The following is a 25,791-nucleotide window of genomic DNA, read 5'->3' as shown; positions in this document are numbered from 1 at the left end:
GATGAAGCTTGCTAATGCAAGAAGCACTTGAAAATTCGTTACACCAGGATATCCGATGCGCTACAAACATTACCCTCAATTATTTTGCATGACAACAAACATTCATGAAGCAAATTATTGAAAAACGTGGTTTACCTTCCCCCTCACGCCGGCAACGCTCGCCAGGCAAGGACTGCAGACATTTGTTCTTCCACGAACGTCCGATCGCCGCCAAACGTTTTTTAAGAATAATCTCACTAAAATAACCGTAGTGGATGATTTCAATTCAATTTATTTACATGAGGAATTAATTTTACCCTTCGGCGCAGACCCGATCGCGTCCGTTTTGCTTGGCCAGATACAGGCGATGATCGGCAACAGACTGCAAATTTTCAAAGTTATACTCACCCGAATCCTCGCTACAGCTCACCCCAAACGAAGCGGTAATACGCAAAGACGTGCTGTTACCCAGCAAAATTTCGCGGCTATTGATCCGGATACGGATCCGTTCAGCAATCGCCTTCGCTTCTTTTAACGCGGTATTCGGCAGCACAATACAAAACTCCTCCCCGCCAACTCTCCCCGCAAGATCGCCTTGCCGAATATGGCTGGCGATAGTACTGGCCACCAGCGACAGCACGCGATCGCCCGCGTGATGGCCGTACAGGTCGTTAACGCTTTTGAAATAATCCAGATCGAGCTGAATCACCGCAACGGGCCGCTTTAAACGCTCGCTCAGGCGAGTTTCTGCAGTGGCGCGTTCAAACAGCGCGCCGCGGTTTAATAGGCGGGTTAACGCATCGTGCCAGGCCTGCCACTCCAGGGAGGTCTGCAGCACGCTCATATTGCGCACCATTCGGCGGATCACCAGCCAGGAGATCATCAACATCAGCGTGAACATGAGCCACATCAGCATTAAAGCAATGGTGATGCTGCCAAAGTCACCGCGGACGCCTTCCCGGATCGTATGGATACGGATCAGTACCCCATCAAAATTGCGTAAGTTTTCCCAGCTGATATAACGCGTGACCAGGCGAATCCCTCCCTGATTCTCATGAGAAGACGCGCGGCTCAGCATCTCCTGTTCCCGCGGCGACAGCAGCGTTAGTACGTTGCCCGGCGCGGAAGAGGCAATCAAATTGAGCTGATTATCGTAAAGCTGGTACTCGCCCTCTTCGCCCGTTTTAATCGCATTGACCAGAAACGTTTTCATCTCTTGTACCGAGAAATCCATTGCCAGTACGCCGAGCCAATAGCGCTGGAAATCAAGCGGAATAGACGCCGTCACCACCTGCATTTCGCGCTGCGGCGCCTCATCGGGAAAGGTTTGCCACACGATGCCGCGAGCAGGATTATTCCTCTGCGTTTGCCGGGTAAACCAGGGGGCGCTTGTCGCCCGCGAATACAGCGCCAGCGCCTGTGTCGCATTCTTCAGCGGCTCGGTGGTGGTAAAAAAGCCATTACGCGACACGTACAGCATGCGTTTCGCAAAACCACGGTTGTTATTAGCCAGACGCAGCATATAGCCCAGCTCAAGAGTGGCCATGAGCTCATTGCCGGAAAAGGAATTATCGCGAGAGAGAAGCGCGTCGCCGTCGACAAATGCATCGGCAACGCCATAGACCGGCAGCGTCCGCCGGTTATGAATCTCAACGGACCAGAGGGGATCATGCCGCTTTTTTAAATAATCCTCTTCCGCCTTGCGCAATACGACAAAATCCAGCGGCGTTCCCAGCGCCGATTGCATCCCGTTACGAAAAAAAATCATTCTGTCGATGTTAAACTGCAGCAGGCTGTCGAACTCATGGGAAACGTTTTCAAGATTATTGCGCTGGTTTGCGACGTAGGCTTCTTCAAGGACCTTGATCTCACGCCATATCAACAACGTGGAAAAGCAGAAGACGATAAAAAAACAGAGGTTAACCACATATCCGGGGCTTAAAATCTGGCGCAATTTTTTCACCCACATCAGCTTATCCATCGTTTTCTCGCAGCACGGTTAAAGAAGCAAACGTCATCCACGCTCCCTGTTCGTAAAACAACCATTAATATGAAAGCGCCCGACGAATGCCGGGCGCTGATAACGGGTCAGGAGCGGTTCAGCTTCCCTCCCCCTCCGCGAATAAGTTCATCTTCACGAAACGCCTCGCGCTTAACGCCGTAACCGTCATACCAGCGACATTCAACCATGCCGTTGGCGAACCCGGTAACGACCATTCGGGGGCCACCGCTTTTACGCCTGACTTCATCACTGACCAACAAGACCATTTTTGCCTCCGGTATCAGGAAGAAACAGATTTAACATAGACGAAGCTGAACCACTTTGCATGACCAGGAGCACATTTACTTTGCCGGACGACGCAGAGCGGCAATCGCTTTCACTCCAGCCAGCACGATGGCGCCAATGATGAATCCCAGCACCAGGTTGGCGCCCGTTGGCAGCAGCGAGGCAATGACCCCGTTCTGTCCATGGGCCAGATTTTCAATAGCGTGGTGCAGCGGCGCAATACCGTGGACCACAATACCGCCGCCCACCAGGAACATCGCCAGAGTGCCAACGATGGACAACACTTTCATCAGACGGGGCGCGATTGCCAACAACGCCTTGCCTGTCCACTGCGCCAGCGAGCTGGTTTTCTCCACCAGCCAGTAGCCCATATCATCCAGCTTGACGATGATCCCCACCAGACCGTAGACCCCCACCGTCACCAGAAGCGCGATGCCGGATAAAATCAGGATCTGATTCAATAACGGCGCTTCCGCCACAATCCCAAGCGTGATGGCGACAATTTCAGCCGACAAAATAAAATCGGTGCGTATCGCCCCTTTCACTTTATCCCGTTCAAAAGCCATAGGGTCCTGGTTCGCCAGGGCCTCAAGCCGCCGCTGGCGAACCTGCGGATCCTCCTTGTGTTTGCGCGCCTGCAGGCTGTGCAGCACCTTCTCGACGCCTTCAAAGCACAGAAACGCGCCCCCCAGCATCAGCAGCGGCGTAATCGCCCACGGAATAAAAGCGCTGATCAACAACGCCAGCGGCACCAGGATGACTTTATTGATCAATGAGCCTTTGGCTACGCCCCAGACTACCGGCAGTTCGCGGTTGGCCCGCACGCCGGTGACCTGTTGAGCATTAAGCGAGAGATCGTCTCCCAATACGCCTGCCGTTTTTTTTGCTGCCAGTTTCCCCATGACCGAAATATCATCGAGTAACGTGGCAATATCATCCAATAAGGTTAATAGACTACTTCCCGCCAAAATTGCATTCCTTCATTTATGATTGTTCCTCCTGAAGTATGAAGCAAAAGCGCTTTTTCGCCCACCGGTGTCCATAGTCAACAAAAATTTAACCATAGCAGGCGAATTAAAGCACTCGCCAGCACGATAGTTTTCACGTTTACTATACGTCCCCTTTCTATCTCTGCACCGTCGTGAGGAAGTATGTCTACCCGTCAGCTGTTACCGCTCATCGGGGCGCTGTTTGCGCTGTATATCATCTGGGGTTCCACCTATTTCGCTATCGCCGTCGGCGTCGCCAGCTGGCCTCCGCTGATGATGGCTGGCGTGCGTTTTCTTTCCGCGGGCGCGGTGCTGACCGCCTGGCTGCTGGCAACCGGTCATAAGCTGCCTGCGCGAAAGCCGCTGCTTAACGCGGCGCTGATTGGTGTGCTGCTGCTGGCGGTAGGTAATGGCTTTGTGACGCTCGCCGAACATCAGCACGTGCCTTCAGGCATTGCGGCGGTCATGGTTGCGACGGTGCCGCTGTTCACCCTGTGTTTTAGCCGCTTTTTTGGTATTGCGACCCGTAAGCTTGAGTGGTTGGGTATCGCTATTGGCCTCGCGGGGATCGTACTGCTCAACAGCGGCGGCAACCTGAACGGTAACCCCTGGGGCGCGCTGCTGATACTTATCGGTTCAATGAGCTGGGCGTTTGGTTCCGTCTACGGCTCGCGAATCGAGCTACCAACGGGGATGATGGCGGGCGCCATTGAGATGCTGGCGGCAGGCGTCGTGCTGATGATTGCCTCCGCGCTAACCGGAGAAAAATTAACCCAGATGCCGTCGTGGTCCGGTATTTTTGCCGTCGCCTATCTGGCTATCTTCGGTTCGCTTATCGCCATTAATGCATATATGTATTTGATTCGTAACGTAACACCGGCGGTAGCGACCAGCTATGCCTACGTAAACCCGGTGGTCGCCGTACTGCTGGGAACCGGTTTTGCCGGAGAAAGCTTATCTGCCGTAGAGTGGCTGGCGCTCGGGATTATCATCTTCGCGGTCATTCTGGTGACGCTCGGCAAATACCTGCTCCCGGCGCGTCGTGAAATTACATCCTGTAAGGCGGAGAAGTAACGTCCAGCACACCTATGCCCTGAGTATCGATCTGCGCGCACTGACCGCCGCCGCAGATCCACTCTTCCAGCCGTTCTCCCAGCGCGTCGTCATTGAGCTTCTTTCGCCCGCGCAGCGCGCACTCCCAGACCACCAGCACCCGCCATCCCTGCTCCGCCAGTCGCCCGATATCCCGGCGATCGCGCGCCACGTTTTTGGCTATTTTATCCAGCCAGAACGCGGTTCTTGTGGCGGGAACCTTGAACAGATAGCAATCATGATGATGCCAGAAGCAGCCGTGGGTAAAGATAACGCACTGATAGTCCGCCACGACAAAATCCGGGCGGCCGGGCAGCGCGGCATCCTGTACGGTAAAAGAGAATCCGGCGCCCGCCAGTAGCCCAGCCAGCCGTTTCTCTATTGCCGTATCGCGGGTGCCTATCGCGCGCATGTTTTTACTGCGGGTGGCTTTATCGTGAACGTCGGCCATGGTTAATCTCTTGCTCACGCCTGGCAACCGCTTGTTCAATACGCGGCGCCAGCAGCTTCGCCACCGCCGCAAATACCGGCACGACGACGGAATTGCCAAACTGGCGATAGGCCTGGGTATCCGAGACCGGAATACGGAAGCGATATCCCTGCGGCGTCTCAAAACCCATAAGCCTCGCGCACTCGCGGGGCGTCAGCCTGCGCGGACGACGAAGCTGGTTTTCAGGGTCATCAAAATGCTTTTCGCCCAGAGGCCGATCCCAGCCCCGGTCAATGAGGATTTCCGCGCCATCTTTGTAATAGCGCGCAGAGAGCGTTCGCGCCACGCTGTGCGGATTCGTTGGGTCGACGAGCCCGTAGCCAAAACCGTTCCCCCGCTCCTGGTGCTTACGCGCGTAGCGATAGAGATACTTCCACAGCACCCTGGTGAGAATAAATTTGTCGTCAACCGCGGGCTCCAGCAGCTCGCCAAAGGTCGGCCGGCGAGTGGGATAGAGAGCGGCGATATCGCGCAGGGTAAATCCCTCATGCAGCTGGAGATCGCGCCGGAAACCCACCAGCACAATACGCTCCCGGTGCTGGGGTAAAAAATAGCGCCCGTCGATGACTTTAGGGTCATCCGCCCCGGTATGCGCCGCGTCGGCAACCTCGTACCCCAGCTCATCCAGCGTCTGCATAATGATACGAAACGTCCGCCCCCGATCGTGACTCTTCAGGTTTTTGACGTTCTCCAGAACAAAAATCGGCGGCTGACGGGCGGCGATAATCCTGACCACGTCAAAAAACAGCGTCCCCTGCGTTTCGCAGGCAAAGCCGTGAGCGCGACCAAGGGCATTCTTCTTCGACACGCCGGCGAGAGAAAACGGCTGGCAGGGGAAGCCGGCCAGTAAAACGTCATGCTGCGGGATAGTCTGGCGTATATGCTGCGCGGCTTCTTCCTCGCTCACCTCAGGGAGATGGCTCAAAGTCACATCGCGGATATCTTCATTGAAACGATGCTGCTCAGGATCGCAGTACCAGTTGGCTTTATAGGTGCGCACCGCATGTTTATTCCATTCGCTGGTAAACACGCATTGCCCGCCAATCGCTTCAAAACCGTGGCGAATACCGCCGATACCAGCAAACAGATCGACGAAGCGGAACCCATAATGCGGATGATGCGCCGGCGGCTGCGGCAGGAGCGTGCGCAGGTGGGCCTGCTCCTGGCGGGTGATACGACCTGCCGCGCGCGCTACCGTCGCAACGCGCTTGAGGATAGCCGGGCTCCAGTGCTGCTCGCCGACGGCAATTAACTGCGCGACCAGCGTTTTGACATCGTATATCGCCATTAGCTGACGCAATAGCGCCTGCGCGTCTTCTCCGGTATGTTCAACCTTCAAAGACGGGGGATTTTCCTTGGATAAATTTTGCGCCATAACCTCAACCAGCCCGACTATTTTTGCAGAGGTTACCATAAATAGCGCGGTCAGTTTTATGCTAGTGGATCAAAGCGCTGCAAAACCTCAGCATCAAGCGCCATCGGCTCTCCGCGAAGCTCTGCGCTCAGCTTGGCCATAAACTGCACCAGAAAACGCGCATTGTGCACCGCCATTGCCCTGCCCTTTTCTGTCTGCATCGTTTTCGGTAAACGCAGCAGCTTGCACTGGAAGTGATCCAGCGCATACGTTTTGTCATCCAATTCCCGCCGGTCAGCAAAGGGATCGCGGGCATCAAACAAGCTATTGTTCAGCGCGCCGGACACCGCAAATACGCGCGCCAGCCCTATCGCCCCCAGCGCCTCAAGGCGATCGGCATCCTGGACGATTTTCGCTTCTTCGCTTTGCGGAGCAATTGCCGCGCTAAAACTGTGGGCTTCAATCGCGTGTAAAACCGCCGCGTAGCGTTCCGGGGGGAAATCAGGAAAAGCGGACTGAAGGATAGCCAGCGTTTTTTCCGCCGCCATCGCGGAAGAACGGCTTCGCTCAGGATGGTTTTTCGCCAGGCTGACAATGTCATGAAAGTAGCAGGCAGTGAGGATCACCAGACGGTCGGCAGCGGTCTCTTCGGCCAACTGCTGCGCGGTAGCCCATACCCGGCGGAAGTGTGAAATATCGTGAGCAGCATCCTCTTGCCCGTGATGTTGGCTTAGCCAGGCTTCAAATCGTTGCTGCCAGTGATAAAGATCCATGCGCGTTCCTTTGATATAAGGCCAGCAACGAGCATAGCAATTTTAATCGTGATGTTCATACATCTGCGGATTAGGACGCGTGTACCAGGCGATCGCCCCGAGAAGGGTCCCGACAATACCCAACACAAGAAAACCCAGCAGCGCGCCAATCCATTTTCCTGCCGTTGAGCCGAGCTCGCCGTCAATCGTGGCGCCGGGCACGCTTTCAATCTTCCCCACAACCCACCAGTAACGCGCCATCGCCCACAGGAAATAGCCGCAAAAGGCGTAAAATGCCCACAGCGCCAGTTTCCCGCCAGGACTTCTTTTCGCTTTATCTTCCATTCATTTGTTCTCCATCTACTTCACAACCCCTATCACCCACCGGTAAAAATGTGATATCGGTCACATTATATAGCGAAAACGCCTGCAAAACAGCAGATCCCTCTCTCACGGGTTCGATTTTGCGCACTGGTCGGGAGCACGACCCTATCGCCTGCTACATATAGTCAATGAATTCATTTCGTTTTTAAATAATACAAATTAATGAATATAACTGAATTTCTGAGACCATATTCACCCCCACCTTCCCTGCCTCAAATATCATATTTGCTTGCTCGCCCTTCGCTTTATCTTTACAGAAAAGTGGCGGCAATAAGAGATTGAGAAATAAACATATAACATATAAATACAACCCCGCAATTCATAGAGCACATGAAGCTTATGGACAACAAAAATCATACAAAACCAATCATAAACCAATGTTATTAAAAGACATAAACACAATAAATAAATTTTCAAACACCAATACAATTTAAATATAATGAATAGAACAGAAACATTTTGTAATATTAGATATAATTTAGTTACATTTTTAATTTAAAGAAAAATGAACTTCGCCGTTAGTATTTAATAGTCACCCCGGAAGGAATGACACAATTCATATTAATTATAATCAAAAGGGAATATATAATGAAAAGAAAAGTACTGGCAATTCTGGTTCCAGCTTTATTAGTTGCTGGCGCGGCTAATGCAGCAGAGATCTATAATAAGAACGGCAACAAACTGGATTTCTACGGCAAAATGGTTGGCGAACACATCATGACCCATGATGGCGGCAACAACAACTCTGACGATACCTCCTATGCGCGTTTCGGCGTCAAGGGCGAGACCCAGATTAGCAATGAACTGACCGGCTATGGCCAGTTTGAATACAACATCAAAGCGGACAAACCGGAAGGTCAACAGGGCAGCGCTACTCGTTTAGCATTCGCCGGTCTGAAATTCAGCGACTACGGTTCATTCGATTATGGTCGTAACTACGGCGTGGTTTATGACGCGGCGGGTTACACTGATATGCTCGTTGAGTGGGGTGGTGACGGTCTGGTTTACACCGATAACTTCATGACCGGCCGTACCAACGGCGTAGCAACCTACCGTAACACCGACTTCTTCGGCATGGTGGATGGCCTGAACTTTGCTCTGCAGTATCAGGGTAAAAACAACGATACCACCGCGAAAAAATCAAACGGCGACGGTTTTGGTTTCTCCGTTAACTACAACTTTGACGGCTTCGGTTTCGTTGGCGCCTACAGCAACTCTGACCGTACTGATGAACAAACTGCGGACCGCAGAGGCGAAAAAGCTGAAGTCTGGAACCTGGCGGCTAAATACGATGCAAATAGTCTGTATGCATCAGTCATGTACGGTGAATCCCGTAACATGACTCCGCTGGAGAAAACGACTTTTGGCAGCTTTGCCAATCACACCCAGAACATCGAAGCCGTTGTTCAGTATCAGTTTGATTTTGGCCTGCGTCCATCCCTGGGCTATGTCTACGCGAAAGGTAAAGACCTGGGCGCCAAAGAAGACACTAATGCGGATATCATGAACTACGTTGAATTGGGTGCCTGGTACTATTTCAACAAAAACTTCAACGTTTACACCGCATACAAATTCAATCTGATCGATGATGAAGACGCGGCGGTTAGTGGCGCAGCCACCGACGATCAGTTCGCCGTGGGTATCACCTACCAGTTCTAAGACTGCCTGGTTAATCTAAAGCCCGCCTCGTGCGGGTTTTTTCGTTTTTACCAACGACTCCTCGTCCTGCATCGCGAATATCGCTACACGGCAGAAAGATGAGGCGTTGCGATCTATCAACGATTGCTCCGCAGTAAATCATGAAGATGATAATTATAGCCCCTTCGAGGCGTGATATCCTTTGTGACGGGAGACGTTGGAAGAAAATTACGTCATCATGCAAATGATATAATTAACAATAAAAAACAAAAAACTCACAATATTTTCACTCCCCGCCCTCAGCCCTATCCGGGAGATTTAAACTGTTTTTTCTTCTTGAGCGCAGCAACGTCCGCGCATAAATACCGTAACAGTAGACAAGTTAATACCGCAGCTCTGCCTGATATGACCGCACCAGAGCTCACGCCTCCGATTGCTTTCCGGCTTTTATATCGCAGCCATTCGGCATTATCATATCCATACAAGCTCGGCCAGAGAAACGTAAAACAATACCCGACGAGGAATATGTCCACAGTAATAAAAACCCAGGTTGACACCGACCACGAGTTGGCGTCAAATACTTATATTCCAGGGGCTCATTGCTTATATCGACCGTGCATTCAGTCTCTTAACCGCCCCTTTGCAAAATTGATGTAAATCAATAAATGATTAATTACACCTTGAAAAAAAATATATCCAGAGAAGCGGTCAGGTACATTATCGTTGGCCTGGCAAATACAGCCATTACGGCAGTTGTTATATTTGGCCTGATGCATGTCGGCATGGGAGTCTACCTTTCAAATGCAACAGGTTATGTCGTTGGTATTATTTTCAGTTTTGTTATGAATGCGAAGTTCACTTTCTCAACGACATTAAGCCCCCTGAGATTTATCAAATTCCTGTCCACATGCGCTTTTTGTTACATTTTAAATTTAATAGCAATGAAAGTTTTTTTCATCGTCATACCTAATGCTATTTATACAGCGCAAGTTGTAGGCATGGTGATTTACACAACAGCTGGTTTTATTCTAAACAAATACTGGTCAATGAAATGAAAGAAATTAATATAAACCACACGAGGAGCAAAATACCTTCGTTAGCAATCGTTGTTCCTTGTTATAATGAAAAAGAGGCCTTTCCATACTGCCTGGAGGGGCTTACCACGGTATTACAAAACCTCCTCGAAAAAGAAAAAATCGCTCGAAATAGTTATATCCTCTTTGTCGATGATGGCAGTAAAGACAACACCTGGGAACAAATTAAATCCACATCACAGGAAAAGTCATTCGTCCGCGGTCTGAAATTATCAAGGAACCGGGGCCATCAGATCGCCCTGCTGGCGGGGTTGGCAAACGCGGATACGGACGTTACCGTAAGTATTGATGCAGACTTACAGGATGATATAGGTTGCATTGAGGAAATGATAGACAAATATAATGAAGGGTTTGAGATTGTTTATGGCGTACGCGACAACAGGAGTAGTGACTCAGTATTCAAAAGGGCAACAGCCAATAAATTCTATTCTCTGATGTCAGGGCTGGGCGTCAATCAGGTTCCTAACCATGCGGACTTCCGGCTTCTTAGCCGTACAGCGTTGACAGCTTTAAAGGATTTTAAAGAACAAAATTTATATTTAAGGGGGCTAATTCCGCTGTTGGGTTATAAGTCCAGCAGCGTTTATTATAGCAGAGATGAAAGGGTTGCAGGCGAATCAAAATACCCCTTAAAAAAGATGGTAGCACTGGCGTTAGAAGGAATAACGTCTCTGACAATTACCCCATTACGTATGATCGCTGCCGCTGGGGTTGCCACATGCCTTCTATCTTCACTTGCTGCAATCTATGCCTTCATTGAGAAGCTCCTGGGAAATACCGTTGCGGGTTGGACATCGGTAATGATTGCGATTTTCTTCCTTGGCGGTGTCCAGATGCTTTCTTTGGGGATAATTGGCGAATACGTTGGGAAAATATATATGGAATCCAAAAATCGGCCCAAATATTTTATCGAAGAGGTAGCAAAACACGAAATGAGAGGCGAGCAATGAACACTGAGGACGAACGGATGACGTCTTACTCTAAAAAAATTATTGCAATGTTTTACCTCGCGGCAATTTTCTTAGTTTATAGCCCAACGATTATATTTAGTTACGCATTTTCAGATGACTGGTCGACACTTTCCGATGTTTTTTCAGGGAAAGGCTCTCCGTTTCAATGGGATATGCAATCCGGCAGACCCTTGTATGCCGTTGCCAGACGACTTGCCTTTACGCTAGTTCACAATATCGATGACCTTGCCTATCTTAGATTTTTTACCGTAATATCGGTATTTATGCTTTGCTTTTTCCTTTTTTCATTTATAGAAAAAAGAAACATATTCGAGCGTAAAATAACAACGATCGTATTCCCTTTATTAATATGCCTGACGCCCGCAGTACAGGTTTATAATTCCTGGGCGACATGTTTCCCTTTTGTACTCTCCATACTCCTTGCCGGAATAAGTTATGCGACATTAAAACCGATCAATAAGAAAACGACAATTATAAGATTTGCAGCATCCGTCATTATTTTATGGTTTGCATTTGCCATATATCAACCAACGGCGATGGCATTTTTATTTTTCGTCATGCTTGATAACTGTCTGAAAAAAGACAAACCATTTTCTATCCACATTGTTTTAATCAGTGGCGCAGCTTTATTTATCGGCATGCTTGGCAGCCTGCTATTTTCAAAATTTATACCTGTATGGTTATATGGCAGTTCAATTGCACGTGCCGAGTTAACTAATAATCCACTTGAGAAATTACGATGGTTTATAAAAGAACCGTTGATTAACGCTATCAACAACTTTAATATAACTCCAGGCACCTTTTTCACAACGCTCTCATTAATAATTTGCGCAATAGGTTTACTTTCAATAATAAAAGGCAAATCAGGCCCGATTAAGGTTCTTATGTTTATTATCATGGGGATTGGCGCCTACTCTCCAAACTTATTAGTCAAGGAAAACTGGGCTGCATATAGGTCACTGATAGCACTGGAATTCTTCACATGCGCTCTTATTATTATTGGGTTAGATGCCTTGACAAGCAAACTCAACATAGCAAAAAAAGCGCTACCCATATTGACGGTATTCGCGATGATCGCTGCATCATACAATATCTTTAATGGTTTCATTATCCCACAAAAATCGGAGTTAAACGCATTAGCCAGCGCGCTTTCCTACAAGGTGGGGAAAACATTTACAGGGGATGTTCTTTTTGACATCCAAGATCCTGCCTATAACGCCTTTACTAAAACACAACGTTATGACGAGTTTGGCAATATTTCCCTTGCGGCTCCCTGGGCTATCAAGGGGATGGCGGAGCAAATCTTAATTAGCAAGTCAATGCATTTCAGGCTTCCCGATAATGTTATTCTGACGGCAAAGGAGCAATGCGCCACTGATTGCATCATTATAAAAACGGGCGATGCGATGAGGAGTTCAACCTCCAACTATTGAAACTTTTCGCCACCCCGCATACCGGTATATGATCCCGCGCCAGATCCGCGCGGGATAGTTTTTATCCCGGCAGCTCGGGCCTGGGTCATAAGTCTCTCTATCACCTCACAGCGCTCGACAGTCAACCATGCTTCCCGTGCTTTTCTGAGTTCGCTCCTTTTCATCCATCATCCCTTCTCTTGAGGATATCCTTACAGAATCCGTGTGTAGCAAGGGCAGTTAACTGCTTTGTTATCTGTGATGCAAGACGGGCTAAGCTATTGTAAAGAGTGTGAGCTTGTGAACTAAAGAGGATAAAAGTGGATGCCCAACAAGAGGCAACATGGTAAAAAAGACAGCGTTAGAGGCGAGAAAACAGAGCGATAGAAAGAAATTTTAATGCAGGGATTCATGCAGGGCAAAATCAAAAGCGCTTTGCGACTGGTTGATTTTGTTGAATAGTGGCGGAGAGAGGGGGATTTGAACCCCCGGTAGAGTTGCCCCTACTCCGGTTTTCGAGACCGGTCCGTTCAGCCGCTCCGGCATCTCTCCGCTGTTGAGGTTGCTATAATGCCAGGTTCTTTGGCATTTTAATAGTTCCTGTCTCTTTAATTCAGTTCAAGTGACGACTTTGCGAGCAATATGATGTTTAAATGGCCCTGGAAAGTAGATGAAGAGTCCGGCAACGCGGAAATCCCCTGGGAAAAGGCGCTTGCCATCCCTGTATTAGCCAACCTCTCCGACCATGAGCAGCAGCAGCTGGCGCAAATGGCATCCCGCTTTTTGCAACAGAAGCGTCTGGTTGCATTACAGGGGCTGGAGCTCACTCCCCTGCAGAGCGCTCGTATCGCGCTCCTGTTTTGCCTGCCGGTTCTCGAACTGGGCATCGAGTGGTTAGATGGTTTTCACGAAGTGCTTATCTACCCTGCCCCCTTCGTTGTCGACGACGAATGGGAAGATGATATCGGCCTGGTGCATAGCCAGCGAATCGTGCAATCAGGGCAAAGCTGGCAGCAAGGGCCCATTGTTCTAAACTGGCTGGATATTCAGGACTCCTTCGACGCTTCCGGTTTCAATCTGATTATTCATGAAGTGGCGCATAAGCTGGATACCCGCAATGGCGATCGCGCGAGCGGCGTGCCGTTTATCCCCCTGCGCGAGGTGGCAGGCTGGGCACACGATCTCCATGCTGCCATGAACAATATTCAGGATGAGATCGATCTGGTCGGTGAAAGCGCCGCCAGTATTGACGCCTACGCGGCCACCGATCCTGGCGAATGTTTCGCCGTGCTCTCTGAATACTTCTTCAGCGCGCCAGAGCTGTTCGCCCCGCGTTTTCCCGCGCTTTGGCAGCGTTTTTGCCTGTTCTATCGCCAGGATCCGCTGGAGAGATTACGTGAGAATACCCCACCGGATGACGGTGATAGCCCGGCAGTACACTAAAACAACGACCTGCACTAAATTTAGCCATTTGAATCAGCAAGTTAAATTTAGTGTTGACACAAAAATCCGAGACCAGTAGTATTCGCCCCGTTCACACGATTCCTCTGTAGTTCAGTCGGTAGAACGGCGGACTGTTAATCCGTATGTCACTGGTTCGAGTCCAGTCAGAGGAGCCAAATTCTTGTTTTCATGCATCTTCACGAATCTTTATACGATTTAGATTCAACAGGTTAGCGTGAAAAGTCTTCCTGATGCATTTTCATTTTCCCCTGCGCATCGGGCAAGATTGGTGGTCTGATTTGGGGTCATTTCAGTTCGATTATGGAGTGGCCACCCTATGCCTCTGAACGACACTAAAATCCGCAGCTTAAAATCATCCGCTAAACCTTTCAAAGTTCCGACTCTCGTGGCCTGTACCTTTTAGTCAATCCAGGCGGTTCAATAATTACGTTGAATTTACTGAGCGGTGCTGAGTTTCGCGCAAGCCGATGCAATACGCCGCCCGGCTTCAGCTACTGTAGCGTTATCGGTGGCAATCGATAAGCGGAAATAGGGCGACAAGCCGTATGCGCTGCCGCCAACGCCGGACACGCCGCTTTCCAGCAGATAATCCAGCACGTCAGCTTCGTTTTTGATTTTTGTCCCGTCAGGCCGGTAACGTCCGATTAATCCGGCGCAGCGGCAAAAGACAAAGAAACCGCCCTGCGGCACCCGCAACTCCAGCCCATCAATATTCGCCAGAATGTCGGTTATCACATCGCGCCGTTGTTGATACGCCGCAACCTGTGGTGCAATAAAATCCAGCCCGCCGTTAAAAGCTGCAAGCGCAGCCGCCTGACTCACCGAACTGGCACCGGAACTGATTTGCGACTGCACCACGGTCATGGCGGTAATAAGCGCCTTCGGCCCGGCACCGAAACCAATCCGCCAGCCGGTCATCGCATAGGTTTTGGATACGCCGCCCACCAGCAGGCTACGCGCCTGAAAATCATCGGCCACGTTGAGCAGATTCTGATGTTCACAGCCATCAAACAGAATCTGCTCATATAAGTCATCGAGCATGACCAGCACCTGCGGATGCCCGCGCAGGACCGCGGCCAGCGCCCGTAATTCAGCGGTAGAATATACCGCACCGCTCGGGTTTCCCGGATGATTGAGTACCAGCCAGCGGGTACGCGACGTAATGCTGGCAGCCAGTTGTTCCGGCGTCAGTTTGTGACCCTGCTCCAGATGGCATTCGATAAACACCGGCGTGCCGCCGTTAAACCGCACGCTGTCCGGAAATGTCGGCCAGTACGGCACCGGTACAATCACTTCATCGCCATCATTAAGCGTGGCGGCAAAGGCATTGAAAATGACCTGCTTGGCACCGTTGGCAATAATGATGTCTGCAACAGCGAATTCCAGCCGGTTTTCCCGCTGTAATTTCTGCTGCACCGCCTCACGCAACGCCGGAATCCCCGGCGTCGGCGTGTATTTAGTTTCGCCACGCGCAATCGCCTCGTATGCTGCCTGTTTGATGTGATCGGGTGTATCAAAATCCGGTTCGCCGGTGGTGAGATCCAAAATATCCACCCCGGCTTTTTTCAGGTCATTGGTGCGCTGTTTCGCCGCCGCATTGGCGGAAAGTGACGCGCGCTGAACGCGGTCTGACAAAGAAATCGTCATCGTAATTTTCCAACGCTAAAGTTAACTCTGAGGGTTAAAGTCAGGCTCAGGCAGACCGAGGTTTTCACGCAGCGTGCTGAATTCGTATTCTTCACGGAACAACCCACGGCGACGCAATTCGGGGATCACCAGCTCAACAAACAGCGAAAGCTGTTCCGGCATCACTGCAGGCATGATGTTGAAACCGTCTGCTCCGCCTTCTTCCAGCCAGTGCTGGAAATCATCGGCGATATCTTCCGCCGTACCGACCAGCACGCGATGCCCACGCGAACCGGCAGCAATTGCGGCCAGTTCACGTAAGGTCAGATTTTCGCGATATGCCAGATCGGTCAGCAGTTTCACACGGCTCTGATTACCTTCACCGGCAGGCACATCCGGCACCGGCCCGTCGAGCGGAAACACGCTCAGATCCATATTAAAGCGAGTGGACAGCTGGCGGATGCCGTTATCAATATCCACCAGCGAATTCAGTTCGCGCCAGGTTTCGCGCGCCTCTTCCCGCGTGCGGCCGACAATGGGCATTACACCCGGCAAAATCAGCACATGCTCCGGATTACGTCCGGCCTCTTTCACCTGCTGTTTCTGCGCACGGTAAAATGTTTGCGCTTCTTCCAGCGTTGCGGCAGCGGTAAACACGACTTCGGCGGTGGCCGCAGCCAGTTTCTGGCCGTCAGCGGAGGAACCCGCTTCGATAATTACCGGACGCCCCTGCGGCGAACGGGTAATATTCAGCGGCCCCTGTACCTGGAAATACTTGCCCTGATGGTTCACCGGTTTGATTTTCTCATTGACGAAATACTGACCGCTGGCATTGTCCGGCTGTACCGCCCCTTCCTGCCAACCTTCCCACAGTTTGAACGTCACCTCGAGAAACTCATGCGCCACAGCGTAACGTTCGGCATGTGCGGGCATATCGTCACGGCTGAAATTACGCGCCACGTCCGTTGAAAACGACGTCACCACGTTCCACGCCGCCCGGCCGCGGCTGATGTGATCGAGAGAAGAAAAGCTGCGTGCCAGATTAAACGGATCGCTGAATGTCGTTGAAGCCGTGGCGGCCAGCCCGATATGGCGGGTTTGTACCGCCAGCGCCGACAGCAAGGTCAGCGGTTCAAGCCGCGCCATGGTGGACGGTAAACGGTAGACGCTGGTCGCCAGGGCATCGCCGATGAAGAACATATCGAATTTACCCGCTTCGGCTTTTCTGGCGATCCACGTCAGCCAGTCGATATCGGTCGGCGAACCGAGGTTTTCAGTTAAGCGCCAGCCACTGACGTGATGCCCGAGCGGCTGCACAAACAGACCAAGACGCAATTTACGCGTGTTTTCTGAAGAAGATGAAGAAGAGGTCATGGCGTTATCCCTGAGAATAATGATGAACTTCAGTTGCCCGCAGGGCTTTTTCGATATTTTCCGCTGCCACTGAGAACGGCAAACGGTCGGCATTTTCGGTGGAGAATTTCACTTCGCGGGCAATGGCCGCGATGATCGTGTCCCGGTCGCCATTCAGTGGCGGCAGTGCCAGCGGCGCGCCATATTGACGCAACAACCCCAGCAACTGCAGCTCCGGCTGGCCGTTATAGCTTTCCATCAGCGACTGCACCAGCAACCCGAAACCCACTTTCTCGCCGTGCAGCCAGTCATGCAATTCCGGCTGATGGGTGAAACGGTTGTGGATCGCGTGCGCCACGCCCGGCGCGGGGGTTTCATCGCGCATGCTGTTAGCCATACCTGCCACCGCGATATTAGCGTCGATAACTTTCATCAGCGCCGGCGTGACTACATGGCGGGCGTTGTCTTTCACCGCCTGAGCGCCATATTGTTCAAAGACGTCCACCGCCAGTTGTGCTGCCTGCACTTTAAGGTTCAGCGCCAGACTATCGTCGCTTTTCTGTTTATACGGGCGGAATTCGTACCATTTAGCCAGCGCATCCACAATGCCTGCTTTGAGATAACGCACATCGTTTTGCGCAATCACATTCGTGTCGACCAGCAGCATAAGTGGCATACGCGACAATGGCTGGCTGCGCACATGCCCGCCGTGCTCATTATAAATGATGCTGACCGGCGACCAGGCGGCGCAGGTCGCGGCAACTGTCGGTATTGTCACCAGCCCGACGCCGGTCAGCAGGTTCGCCACCGCTTTGGCACAATCAAGCACCCGCCCACCGCCAATGCCCAGCACCAGCGTGGCGTTTTGTTCCCGCACGCTGACCAGATGTTTTTCGATAGCCGCATCGGTGCATTCCGTGGTGAGAAAATTGACCTGCCAGCGAATACCGGCTGCCTTCAGGCTGGTTTCCAGTTGCGGATTCACTGCCCGCCACGCTTTCGGGCTGGTGATGATCGCGATATCGGAGGAATGAACGGCAAGCAGCTCACCGGTACGTGAAAGCAGGTCGGGCTGATGATGATAGGTCTGCGGTGATTTTATGGCGAACACATCGATGCCCTGTATTTGTCGTCTGGTTAAAGAGAAACTGCCCGTAATTAAACAGGAATTTGATATGGGATATATTCAAGTGTTATTAAAAACATCCTACGAGAATTGAAAAAATTAACAAAGTGCTAAGTGGGGATTCTTATTAACTTATTCTCAATAGCATAGATTGATTTTTGCTATAGTCGATAAACCCCTTGCATGCTGTGCTGGATCAAAGAAATGATAGTGTCAGGCAGGGCTAATTTAACGCAATGAAAACAGACGCATCTGGCATCTTCCTATACCTGATACGCTATTTCGATGATTTGTTTTTAATTACGGCCTTAAAAACAACGTTAATTAACCCTTATATAAGAAGAGAGTATTATGTCCTCACATCCGATAGATTTTCTTTTACTTGGTAACAATTTTGGCACACCAGAAATGCGGGAAATCTGGTCAGAGCAAAATCGCCTGACACAGCAAATCAATGTCGAAGTTGCGCTGGCATTAGCCGAAGGTGAGCTGGGTGTAATCCCGCAACAGGCCGCGCTGACCATTGCTGAGCTGGCCGATGCCAGCCAGCTGAATATTGAGGATATCGCCGCTTCTGGCTCGCAGATGAAGCATTCCCTGATGCCGGTGCTCAGCGCACTACAACAGCAATGTGGTGACGCAGGGGAATACATTCATTACGGCGCGACCACGCAGGATATCGTCGATACCGCCACCGTTTTACAGCTGGCGCAAACCCTGAAAGCGATCGTCCGTGACAGTACCGCCGTGGCGAATGTGCTGAAATCTCTGGCGTGCGAGCATCAGTACACGCTGATGGCTGGCCGCACCCACGGCATGCAGGCGCTGCCGACCACATTTGGTTTTAAAGTCGCCGTCTGGCTGGATGAATTTATCCGCCATCTCGACCGCCTGGACGCCATCACGCCGCGCCTGCTGACCGGCAATATCAGCGGAGCGATCAGTACCTACGCCGCACTGGGCGAAGCGGGTCCGGAAGTTGAACGCCGCACACTGGCGCGCCTGAACCTTAATACGCCGAATATCGGCTGGCAGGCCGCGCGTGACCGCTTTTCTGAATACGCCTCGGTGGCGGTGCTGATCAGCGGCACGCTGGGCAAAATTGGCAACGAACTTTACAACCTGATGCGCACCGAAATTAATGAAATCGAAGAACCATTCAGCAGTGGAAAAATCGGCTCCACCACCATGCCGCACAAACGCAATCCTGCAGCCCTCGAAGGTCTCGCCAGCCTGACCCAACCGTTGTTGCACAGCGCATCTCTGATTTATCAGTCAATGCACGTGGAGCATGAACGTGATGCGATGAGCTGGCGCGCCGAGTGGATCACCCTGCCGGAAATCTCGATTTATCTCTCTGCCCAGTTGCAAAATGCCCAAGCGATTCTCTCCGGCCTGACGGTCAATAAAGCCCGTATGCTGGCGAATTTACAGATGCAGGACGGCCTGCTGCTGTCCGAAAAAGTGATGTTTGAGGTCGGTAAAAAACTCGGCAAACAAACTGCACATCATCTGGTGTATGACTGTGCCATGCAGGCGTTTGAAAAACGGCAATCATTTAAAACTGTTCTGCTTGCGCATCCGGTGCTGGCAGCCAGTATTACTGAACAGGATCTTGACCACTGGTTAGATCCGGCTCATTACACCGGCTGCGCCGCGCAAAAAGTCGATGACGTCATCCGTTTTGCCGTGCAGTCCGGTCATCTGAGTTCTCCTGAGGAGCACGGGTTATGACGCACCATTTCAGGCGTCTGACGCTGGATGATAAACACGATTATCTGGCGCTGATGCTGGCCGCCTACGCGCCCATTAAAGCGCTCGGGATTCAGTTTGATGCGGCCACCGCCGATCTGGCACGCGTGACGCAACATCTCGACGATCATGCGGTGTTTGCGCTGTTTGATGACCATCGAATGGTCGCTTCTGTCACCCTGCGTTTCCCGTGGGGCGCAATGCCTGGGCCGATGGGCCTGCCGCATATTGGCTGGTTCGGCACGCATCCGGACTACACCGGTCAGAGCCTCGGCAAAAAACTGCTGGGCTGGCTGGAAGACAACATTCTGATCCGCGAACTGAAAGCCCCGGCTTACTCCCTCGGCACCGCCACCAGCCATCCGTGGCTGCGCGACATGTACCTGAAACTGGGTTTTCAACCGGTCTTCGAAAGAGACCTCGGCAAAGGGCATATCACGCTGTACCTGAAAAAAATTCTCGATGAGAAAAGCCACACCCGCTGGCTGGAACGTCAGCCACCTACAGGAGTTTAAATGTCAGATATCACGCAAGACCATCAGCCTGTGGCGGCGTTCATTCAGGATTTCCGCCACCACATGCACCGCTATCCGGAACTGTCCAACGAAGAAGTTAACACCACCGCCAGCATCAGGGAGGCACTGGAGAAGTATCAAATCCGCGTGTTGGATTTGCCGCTCAAAACCGGTCTGGTAGCAGAAATTGGCGGCATCAATCCCGGTGAACTGGTGGTGCTACGTTCTGATATCGATGCTCTGCCAATTGAAGAACAATCCGGCGTGGATTACACCTCGCAAAATCCCGGTGTGATGCACGCCTGCGGCCACGATTTCCACACCTCGGCGGCGCTCGGCGCGGCGATTTTGCTGAAAGCGCAGGAAGAGTCGCTTTCCGGCACGGTGCGCATACTGTTTCAGGCGGCGGAAGAAACCGGTCACGGAGCCCCGGCGCTGATTGATACCGGCGCGCTCGATAACGCCGCCGTCATTTTCGGCATTCATAACGATCCCTCTTTGCCGGTCGGCGTTATCGGCAGCAAAGACGGCGCATTAACAGCGGGCGTGGATCGCTTTGCGATCGCCATTTCCGGTACCGGCAGCCACGCGGCACGTCCGCACGAAGGCAACGACCCGATTATTATCGCCGGACAGGTGATTTCCGCACTGCAAACCCTGATCGCCCGCAACGTGCCGTCCGCACACAACGCGGTGATATCCATCACTCAGGTTCACAGTGGCAGTACCTGGAACGTAATCCCGGATTCCGCCTGGCTGGAAGGCACTGTCCGCACCTTTAATCAGGATACACGAGAACTGATCGAGCGCCGTTTCCGGCAGGTTCTCGCAGGCATCGCTGCGGCATTTGATACCGACATCAGCCTGGACTGGCAGCCAGGCCCGCCGTCAGTGGTCAATACGGCTAAGTGGGTGGATTTCGCGCTGGCGCGAGGCGAAGGCTCCGGCTTCGAAGCCCGTCGCGTTGAAGCCAGCCCGATTGGCGAAGACTTCGCGTTCTATCAGCAAAAATTACCCGGCGCGTTCATCATGATCGGCTCCGGTGGTCCTTACGCGCTGCATCATCCGCAATTTCGCGTTGACGATCGCGCCCTGTTTCCGACTGCACATTACCTGTCGCAACTGGCGGTACAGGCACTGCAAACGCTGAGTGCGGAAATTCTCAGCAAAGAAAAAAAAGATTGAATAAGCAGAGACATTTTTCGGCGCAATGACTTCGTCAGCAAGCCATGATCATTTTTACCGGGTGGGGAATGCCCAATATCGGGCATTTCTTTCTGGCGCTGGATACGGCCGCGTTTGGTGATCCCGATGTGTTTAGTTTCAGACGCCCTTCTGGCGCAATTACATGCTCTTTGCGAGCGTGAACATTTCGTTGATTTATTATCTCCGGTCATTCGGGCCTGAAGCGGGAAATACACCTATGACATTAACGCAGTCGCTGGCGAAACTTATCGTCAGTTCATCCCCTACTCCAGCCGCTCATGAGGCAGCCCGCGAAGGGTTACTGGATTTTCTGGCGGTTACCCTGCCGGTTTTACGCGGCGATTTACCCGATGCAGGGCTGAACAGTTTGCATCAGGTTTACCGCGCTGGCGATCGGGCCACCCACGCGTTACTGCTCGGATATGCCGGTCACGCGCTGGATTTTGATGATTTCCATCCCGACTTTCGCGGCCATCCCGGCGTGGTGATTTTGCCCGCGCTGTTGGCGCTGGCCTCACAACGGCCAGACATCAGCGGCGGGCAGTTTCTCGATGCGTACGTGACCGGCGTGGAAATGGCCGGACGCCTCGGGCTGGCCGCCGGTTCTCAGCATTACAAACTCGGTTTTCACAATACCGCCACGCTCGGCACGATTGCGGCCTCCGCTGCCTGTGCGCGGCTGGTGGATGCCACTGAACGGCAAACGGCGTTGATTCTGGGTTTAGCGGCGACGCAGTCCGCAGGGTTACGTGCGCAGTTCGGTAGTGACGTCAAACCGCTGCACGCCGGGCTGGCGGCGCAGACCGCCGTCATTGCCACACAGCTGACGCTGGCAGGCTTTCACGGCCAGGCAGACAACGTGCTTGACAGCTTTTTATCGGCTTACTGCGCCGGTCAGCAACAGCCGGAAAAACTCATTTCAGACTGGGGCGCGCCGTGGCGGATTGTCTCGCCCGGTCTGGAATTCAAACCCTATCCGACCTGCGGTGGCACGCACAGCGCTGCCGATGCCGCGCGGACTATTCGTTATGACTGGCTGCAAACCGGTCAAGGCACAGATGCACTGATCGGCGCCATCGAACGGATAGAGGTGTCTTTCCCGCCGGGCGGTGATATTGCGGCGTCGGTACGAAAACCGGCAACCGGCGTTGAAGCGCGGTTCAGCCTGGAATACGTGATTGCAGCCTGTCTGCTGCGCGGAGACTTACGCTTAGAGGATTTCACCCCGCAAGCGGTGGAAGCCGACATTGCCGCACTGGCAGAGCGTGTCTCGCGTTGCCCGGATTTCTCCGCACCGCCGGACGAGCTGAACCCCGCTGCGCGTTTTCATCAGGTGACGGTATTCCTGCGCGACGGCACCCTGCTGCAACGGCGTTTCACCCGTCAGCAAAGTCTGGCGATCCCGTTTGATTTGCCGGCGAAACTGCGCACCTGTTTGCCGGATTTCACTGACGCACAGCGGACAGAAATCGTGGCACTGAGCAGGCTGGAAAGCCGCGACAGTCTGCCACGGCTTGCAGAGATATTGTTTGGGAAACGGGTTAAGGAATAACGTTATAAAACAGTCGACAGAAAATGGCGGACACGGACGTTCTCCGTTTCATCCAGCACGCTTTTCGTCGGCCCTGACGCCACAATTTTTCCGCCCTCCATAAAAATGACGTTATCCGCCACTTCACGTGCAAAGCCGATTTCGTGGGTGACGATCACCATCGTTATCCCTGAATGCGCCAGCTTTTTGATCACCTGCAACACTTCGCCCACCAGTTCGGGATCCAGCGCGGAGGTCGGTTCATCGAATAACATCACTTCCGGGTCCATCGCCAGCGCACGGGCAATTGCCACGCGTTGTTGCTGGCCACCGGAAAGCTGCTGAGGCCAGTCATCTTCGCGGTTGTCTAAGCCGACCTGCCGGAGCAACGCGCGGGCTTTACTGACTACCTGCTGACGGTTTTGCTTCTTCACCCGCAGCGGTGCATCGATAATATTTTGCAAAACCGTACGGTGCGGAAACAGATTAAATTGCTGAAACACCATGCCGGTACGGCTGCGCTGTGCGGCAATTTTGCGGCTGCTCAGTTCATACAGCGCGGAACCTTTCTGCTGATAACCGACCAGTTCACCTCCGATACGGATTGTGCCGCCATCGAGTTTTTCAAGATGATTGATACAGCGCAGCAAGGTGGATTTCCCTGAACCAGAAGGCCCGAGGATCACCGTGACCGAACCGGCCGGAATATCGAGGCTGATTTCATCCAGTATGGTATTACCGGAGAAACGCTTGGTGACTTTGCGAAATTCAATGGCCTCACCCATGGCTGGTTTCTCCTGCGCTGAGACTGACGGTGCTGACCGTGCGGGCTGCGCCGGTTTTCGTGACTTTACGTTTTACCTTCCTGTGGCTGCTGCGGCTGAAATGTCGTTCGACGTAATACTGAATCACCGACAGCAACGACGTCAGCAACAGGTACCATAATGTGGCGACCAGCAGCAGCGGGATCACTTCATAGGTGCGCTGATAAATAATCTGCGCCGAGAACAGCACATCCTGTAATGAAATCACCGAAACGACCGCGGTGGTTTTCAGCTGACCGATCACTTCATTCCCCGCAGGAGGCAGAATAGCCCGCATCGCCTGCGGCAAAATGGTGTGGCGGAATATCTGTGACGGGCGGTAACCCAGGGCGCGTGCCGCCTCGACTTGCCCGGTGCCGACGCTCTGAATACCGGCGCGGATAATCTCTGCGGCATAGGCAGACTGATGCATGACTAATGCAATCACGGCGGCACTGAACGGGCTAATCAGTGAGTTCGCGGAAGCGCTCCAGATTTCACCTGCCCACGGCAGAGAAATCGAAATATTCGGGTAAAGCGCGGCAATGTTGTACCAGAGAAACAACTGGACCAGCATCGGCACCCCCCGGAAAAACCAGGTATAACCCCAGCTGACAGCGACCAGCACCGGATTGGATGACAGGCGCATCAGAGCAAGAACCGTGCCGCCTGCAAAACCAAAAACCACGGAAATTGCGGTCAACCGCAACGTCATCAGTACGCCCTGAATGATTGACGGACCGGTAAAGTTTTCGGCGATTACCGACCATTCAAAACGCGGATTGCTGAGCATGGAGTTCCCCATAGCCAGCAATATCAGCAATACGATCAGGGCGCTTATCCAGCGCCCGATATATTTTTTACCGACGATCCGTAGTTCCTCCGCCTGCTGATCGTGTGTTTCACTGCTCATCCGAAAATCTCTTCATTACGTTTTGACTCTTTGACTGCGCCAAAACCGATGGACCATTTATCGAGGATCTGCTGGTAAGTGCCGTCTTTGATCAGCGAGTTCAGGGATGCCTGCACCGCCTCTTCCAGCCCCGACTGTTTAGGGAACGCCACAGATACAGGCGCATCATCCACATGAATGGTGCCGGTCAGCGTCAGCGGTTTGACCTGACTAACCTGATACGTCAGACCTTCATACGGGCCGAAGAACATCGGTACCCGACCGCTGACCACGGCCTGTACGCCTGAAGGGCGATCCGGGAATACGGCAATCTTGATCGGGGGTTTACCGGCATCAGTACAAATTTTGCTGGCCGCTTCAAGGCGCCCGATCTGCGTAGTACCCGCTCCTGCGCCCACTTCCTGCCCGCACACGGCGTCAAAAGAGGTAAATGGCGCAATGTTTGCGTCTTTACGCGAGATCACCCCCAGGCGCGACGCATCGTAATAACTGACGAAATCGACCTGCTCGAGACGTTTTTTGGTGGCATTGATATTGGATAGCGCGACGTCATAGCGACCGGATTTCAGCCCCGGAATGATGTTGTCGAAACCGCCGGTATCCTGCCAGCGCACTTCCACACCGAGCCTTGCCGCCACGGCATTCATCACATCAATCTCGCGCCCGGCGAGCGTTTTATTGTCTTCCTGGAAAAAAGTGGTTGGCGGAGTATTCGGATTAGTACCTGCAACAATATATCCGCGTTTGGCGATGTCCGCCGGAAGCTTACTTTTCAGCGCATCATCAGCGGTGACATGAAAGGTGGTCGAAGACGGAACAACCTGCTCCGCAGCCCATGCAGAAGAGAGATTTCCGGCAATCAGCAAAGGGAGCAGTAATTTAGATAACGTCATAAAGAAGCCTTTTCCTGGTTAAAAGCTGTGAAAACCACAAAAGAGGTGCGGTAAAAGAGGCAAGGCCATCAGAGGGGTTTTATCATTTATAGAGCAACACCCGCCCTGCCTTAGACCTGATTTTGCGGGCATATACCTTTTATTGACAAATGAGAAAAAGAGATAAA

General features: G+C 52.3%; 23 protein-coding genes and 2 tRNA genes. 11 read left to right on the top strand and 14 right to left on the bottom strand.

All coding sequences use genetic code 11. The features are described from left to right. Window positions 1-292: 292 nt before the first annotated feature. The 3 genes from dgcQ to ABLV30_RS14950 form a co-directional block, all read right to left on the bottom strand. Complete coding sequence (gene dgcQ, locus ABLV30_RS14960) at window positions 293-1,960, bottom strand: cellulose biosynthesis regulator diguanylate cyclase DgcQ (RefSeq protein ID WP_148849298.1); 1,668 nt, start codon at window positions 1,958-1,960, stop codon at window positions 293-295. Between the two features lie 107 nt (window positions 1,961-2,067). Then, on the bottom strand, window positions 2,068-2,247 hold the full coding sequence (locus tag ABLV30_RS14955) for a DUF2158 domain-containing protein (protein WP_025106102.1): 180 nt from the start codon (window positions 2,245-2,247) through the stop codon (window positions 2,068-2,070). A 75-nt stretch (window positions 2,248-2,322) separates the two neighbouring features. Continuing rightward, window positions 2,323-3,234, bottom strand: coding sequence for a DUF808 domain-containing protein (locus tag ABLV30_RS14950; protein ID WP_004852222.1), 912 nt, complete (start codon window positions 3,232-3,234; stop codon window positions 2,323-2,325). A gap of 183 nt (window positions 3,235-3,417) precedes the next feature. Here ABLV30_RS14950 and yedA point away from each other — a divergent pair, with 183 nt between their 5' ends. Further along, a complete protein-coding gene (gene yedA, locus ABLV30_RS14945; RefSeq protein ID WP_025106101.1) occupies window positions 3,418-4,329 on the top strand; it encodes a drug/metabolite exporter YedA in 912 nt (303 codons plus the stop codon). On the opposite strand, the gene ABLV30_RS14940 is transcribed toward yedA, so the two are convergent. The 4 genes from ABLV30_RS14940 to drpB are packed head-to-tail and all read right to left on the bottom strand — an operon-like array spanning window position 4,304 to window position 7,288. After that, window positions 4,304-4,798: a very short patch repair endonuclease gene (locus ABLV30_RS14940; RefSeq protein ID WP_047723441.1), complete on the bottom strand. Its 495-nt coding sequence runs from the start codon at window positions 4,796-4,798 to the stop codon at window positions 4,304-4,306. The genes yedA and ABLV30_RS14940 overlap by 26 nt on opposite strands. Continuing rightward, complete coding sequence (locus tag ABLV30_RS14935) at window positions 4,779-6,212, bottom strand: DNA cytosine methyltransferase (RefSeq protein WP_057173081.1); 1,434 nt, start codon at window positions 6,210-6,212, stop codon at window positions 4,779-4,781. The genes ABLV30_RS14940 and ABLV30_RS14935 overlap by 20 nt, the downstream gene beginning before the upstream one ends. 56 nt (window positions 6,213-6,268) lie before the next feature. Beyond that, a complete protein-coding gene (locus ABLV30_RS14930; RefSeq protein WP_014229888.1) occupies window positions 6,269-6,964 on the bottom strand; it encodes a phosphohydrolase in 696 nt (231 codons plus the stop codon). A gap of 42 nt (window positions 6,965-7,006) precedes the next feature. Then, window positions 7,007-7,288 carry a cell division protein DrpB gene (gene drpB / locus ABLV30_RS14925; protein WP_004852229.1) on the bottom strand — a complete coding sequence of 94 codons (282 nt, stop codon included), beginning with the start codon at window positions 7,286-7,288 and terminating at the stop codon, window positions 7,007-7,009. Window positions 7,289-7,915: 627 nt separating this feature from the next. On the opposite strand from drpB, the gene ABLV30_RS14920 reads away from it, so the two are divergent. From ABLV30_RS14920 to ABLV30_RS14905, 4 genes are all read left to right on the top strand, one after another. After that, window positions 7,916-8,986: a porin gene (locus ABLV30_RS14920; protein WP_265800181.1), complete on the top strand. Its 1,071-nt coding sequence runs from the start codon at window positions 7,916-7,918 to the stop codon at window positions 8,984-8,986. Window positions 8,987-9,630: 644 nt separating this feature from the next. After that, the gene (locus tag ABLV30_RS14915; protein ID WP_265800182.1) at window positions 9,631-10,020 is read left to right on the top strand and encodes a GtrA family protein; all 390 of its coding nucleotides are present in this window, start codon (window positions 9,631-9,633) and stop codon (window positions 10,018-10,020) included. Then, window positions 10,017-11,009, top strand: a complete 993-nt coding sequence (locus ABLV30_RS14910) for a glycosyltransferase family 2 protein (protein WP_047723436.1) — start codon at window positions 10,017-10,019, stop codon at window positions 11,007-11,009. Before ABLV30_RS14915 ends, ABLV30_RS14910 begins: the two co-directional genes overlap by 4 nt. After that, window positions 11,006-12,463: a glucosyltransferase domain-containing protein gene (locus tag ABLV30_RS14905; RefSeq protein ID WP_064358828.1), complete on the top strand. Its 1,458-nt coding sequence runs from the start codon at window positions 11,006-11,008 to the stop codon at window positions 12,461-12,463. The genes ABLV30_RS14910 and ABLV30_RS14905 overlap by 4 nt, the downstream gene beginning before the upstream one ends. A 441-nt stretch (window positions 12,464-12,904) precedes the next feature. Here ABLV30_RS14905 and ABLV30_RS14900 read toward each other — a convergent pair. After that, a tRNA-Ser gene (locus tag ABLV30_RS14900) sits at window positions 12,905-12,994 on the bottom strand. Window positions 12,995-13,084: 90 nt separating this feature from the next. Between ABLV30_RS14900 and mtfA the strand changes: the two genes are divergently transcribed. After that, window positions 13,085-13,885 carry a DgsA anti-repressor MtfA gene (gene mtfA / locus ABLV30_RS14895; protein WP_348865616.1) on the top strand — a complete coding sequence of 267 codons (801 nt, stop codon included), beginning with the start codon at window positions 13,085-13,087 and terminating at the stop codon, window positions 13,883-13,885. Window positions 13,886-13,985: 100 nt separating this feature from the next. Then, window positions 13,986-14,061 (top strand) — tRNA-Asn (locus ABLV30_RS14890). 280 nt (window positions 14,062-14,341) lie between these two features. Here the strand turns inward: ABLV30_RS14890 and ABLV30_RS14885 are convergent. From ABLV30_RS14885 to ABLV30_RS14875, 3 genes are read right to left on the bottom strand one after another with little or no spacing between them, the layout of a single operon-like run. Further along, window positions 14,342-15,553 (bottom strand): aminotransferase class I/II-fold pyridoxal phosphate-dependent enzyme, encoded by a 1,212-nt coding sequence (locus ABLV30_RS14885; RefSeq protein ID WP_265800187.1) that lies wholly within the window; start codon window positions 15,551-15,553, stop codon window positions 14,342-14,344. 21 nt (window positions 15,554-15,574) lie between these two features. Beyond that, window positions 15,575-16,906: an LLM class flavin-dependent oxidoreductase gene (locus ABLV30_RS14880; RefSeq protein ID WP_122117438.1), complete on the bottom strand. Its 1,332-nt coding sequence runs from the start codon at window positions 16,904-16,906 to the stop codon at window positions 15,575-15,577. Between the two features lie 4 nt (window positions 16,907-16,910). Then, complete coding sequence (locus tag ABLV30_RS14875) at window positions 16,911-17,996, bottom strand: iron-containing alcohol dehydrogenase family protein (RefSeq protein WP_102803811.1); 1,086 nt, start codon at window positions 17,994-17,996, stop codon at window positions 16,911-16,913. A gap of 366 nt (window positions 17,997-18,362) precedes the next feature. Here ABLV30_RS14875 and purB point away from each other — a divergent pair, with 366 nt between their 5' ends. The 4 genes from purB (at window position 18,363) to ABLV30_RS14855 (ending at window position 23,036) form a co-directional block, all read left to right on the top strand. Next, window positions 18,363-19,745: an adenylosuccinate lyase gene (gene purB, locus ABLV30_RS14870; RefSeq protein ID WP_064375750.1), complete on the top strand. Its 1,383-nt coding sequence runs from the start codon at window positions 18,363-18,365 to the stop codon at window positions 19,743-19,745. Next, window positions 19,742-20,278, top strand: coding sequence for a GNAT family N-acetyltransferase (locus ABLV30_RS14865; RefSeq protein ID WP_122117440.1), 537 nt, complete (start codon window positions 19,742-19,744; stop codon window positions 20,276-20,278). The genes purB and ABLV30_RS14865 overlap by 4 nt, the downstream gene beginning before the upstream one ends. Further along, a complete protein-coding gene (locus tag ABLV30_RS14860; protein ID WP_064375751.1) occupies window positions 20,279-21,463 on the top strand; it encodes an amidohydrolase in 1,185 nt (394 codons plus the stop codon). It abuts the gene before it with no gap. A 238-nt stretch (window positions 21,464-21,701) separates the two neighbouring features. Continuing rightward, window positions 21,702-23,036, top strand: coding sequence for an MmgE/PrpD family protein (locus ABLV30_RS14855; RefSeq protein ID WP_265800191.1), 1,335 nt, complete (start codon window positions 21,702-21,704; stop codon window positions 23,034-23,036). A 2-nt stretch (window positions 23,037-23,038) separates the two neighbouring features. Here the strand turns inward: ABLV30_RS14855 and ABLV30_RS14850 are convergent, their stop codons facing one another. From ABLV30_RS14850 to ABLV30_RS14840, 3 genes are read right to left on the bottom strand one after another with little or no spacing between them, the layout of a single operon-like run. Next, window positions 23,039-23,800, bottom strand: coding sequence for an amino acid ABC transporter ATP-binding protein (locus ABLV30_RS14850; protein WP_048260955.1), 762 nt, complete (start codon window positions 23,798-23,800; stop codon window positions 23,039-23,041). After that, the gene (locus tag ABLV30_RS14845; protein ID WP_064375754.1) at window positions 23,793-24,731 is read right to left on the bottom strand and encodes an amino acid ABC transporter permease; all 939 of its coding nucleotides are present in this window, start codon (window positions 24,729-24,731) and stop codon (window positions 23,793-23,795) included. Before ABLV30_RS14845 ends, ABLV30_RS14850 begins: the two co-directional genes overlap by 8 nt. Next, on the bottom strand, window positions 24,728-25,624 hold the full coding sequence (locus tag ABLV30_RS14840; RefSeq protein WP_025106085.1) for an ABC transporter substrate-binding protein: 897 nt from the start codon (window positions 25,622-25,624) through the stop codon (window positions 24,728-24,730). The genes ABLV30_RS14845 and ABLV30_RS14840 overlap by 4 nt, the downstream gene beginning before the upstream one ends. Window positions 25,625-25,791: the final 167 nt, after the last annotated feature.

The sequence above is a fragment of the Klebsiella sp. CN_Kp113 genome (assembly GCF_040064585.1).
Taxonomy (GTDB): domain Bacteria; phylum Pseudomonadota; class Gammaproteobacteria; order Enterobacterales; family Enterobacteriaceae; genus Klebsiella; species Klebsiella michiganensis.
This window is presented reverse-complemented; position numbering and strand designations above follow the sequence as displayed.

Coding starts and splice junctions, on each gene's coding strand:
- ABLV30_RS14915 (WP_265800182.1), top strand. CDS start 9,631: ATGATTAATTACACCTTGAAAAAAAATATATCCAGAGAAGCGGTCAGG.
- ABLV30_RS14860 (WP_064375751.1), top strand. CDS start 20,279: ATGTCAGATATCACGCAAGACCATCAGCCTGTGGCGGCGTTCATTCAG.
- ABLV30_RS14910 (WP_047723436.1), top strand. CDS start 10,017: ATGAAAGAAATTAATATAAACCACACGAGGAGCAAAATACCTTCGTTA.
- ABLV30_RS14865 (WP_122117440.1), top strand. CDS start 19,742: ATGACGCACCATTTCAGGCGTCTGACGCTGGATGATAAACACGATTAT.
- ABLV30_RS14840 (WP_025106085.1), bottom strand. CDS start 25,624: ATGACGTTATCTAAATTACTGCTCCCTTTGCTGATTGCCGGAAATCTC.
- drpB (WP_004852229.1), bottom strand. CDS start 7,288: ATGGAAGATAAAGCGAAAAGAAGTCCTGGCGGGAAACTGGCGCTGTGG.
- purB (WP_064375750.1), top strand. CDS start 18,363: ATGTCCTCACATCCGATAGATTTTCTTTTACTTGGTAACAATTTTGGC.
- mtfA (WP_348865616.1), top strand. CDS start 13,085: ATGATGTTTAAATGGCCCTGGAAAGTAGATGAAGAGTCCGGCAACGCG.
- dgcQ (WP_148849298.1), bottom strand. CDS start 1,960: ATGGATAAGCTGATGTGGGTGAAAAAATTGCGCCAGATTTTAAGCCCC.
- ABLV30_RS14880 (WP_122117438.1), bottom strand. CDS start 16,906: ATGACCTCTTCTTCATCTTCTTCAGAAAACACGCGTAAATTGCGTCTT.
- ABLV30_RS14905 (WP_064358828.1), top strand. CDS start 11,006: ATGAACACTGAGGACGAACGGATGACGTCTTACTCTAAAAAAATTATT.
- ABLV30_RS14955 (WP_025106102.1), bottom strand. CDS start 2,247: ATGGTCTTGTTGGTCAGTGATGAAGTCAGGCGTAAAAGCGGTGGCCCC.
- ABLV30_RS14920 (WP_265800181.1), top strand. CDS start 7,916: ATGAAAAGAAAAGTACTGGCAATTCTGGTTCCAGCTTTATTAGTTGCT.
- ABLV30_RS14930 (WP_014229888.1), bottom strand. CDS start 6,964: ATGGATCTTTATCACTGGCAGCAACGATTTGAAGCCTGGCTAAGCCAA.
- ABLV30_RS14845 (WP_064375754.1), bottom strand. CDS start 24,731: ATGAGCAGTGAAACACACGATCAGCAGGCGGAGGAACTACGGATCGTC.
- ABLV30_RS14940 (WP_047723441.1), bottom strand. CDS start 4,798: ATGGCCGACGTTCACGATAAAGCCACCCGCAGTAAAAACATGCGCGCG.
- yedA (WP_025106101.1), top strand. CDS start 3,418: ATGTCTACCCGTCAGCTGTTACCGCTCATCGGGGCGCTGTTTGCGCTG.
- ABLV30_RS14935 (WP_057173081.1), bottom strand. CDS start 6,212: ATGGCGCAAAATTTATCCAAGGAAAATCCCCCGTCTTTGAAGGTTGAA.
- ABLV30_RS14855 (WP_265800191.1), top strand. CDS start 21,702: ATGACATTAACGCAGTCGCTGGCGAAACTTATCGTCAGTTCATCCCCT.
- ABLV30_RS14850 (WP_048260955.1), bottom strand. CDS start 23,800: ATGGGTGAGGCCATTGAATTTCGCAAAGTCACCAAGCGTTTCTCCGGT.
- ABLV30_RS14885 (WP_265800187.1), bottom strand. CDS start 15,553: ATGACGATTTCTTTGTCAGACCGCGTTCAGCGCGCGTCACTTTCCGCC.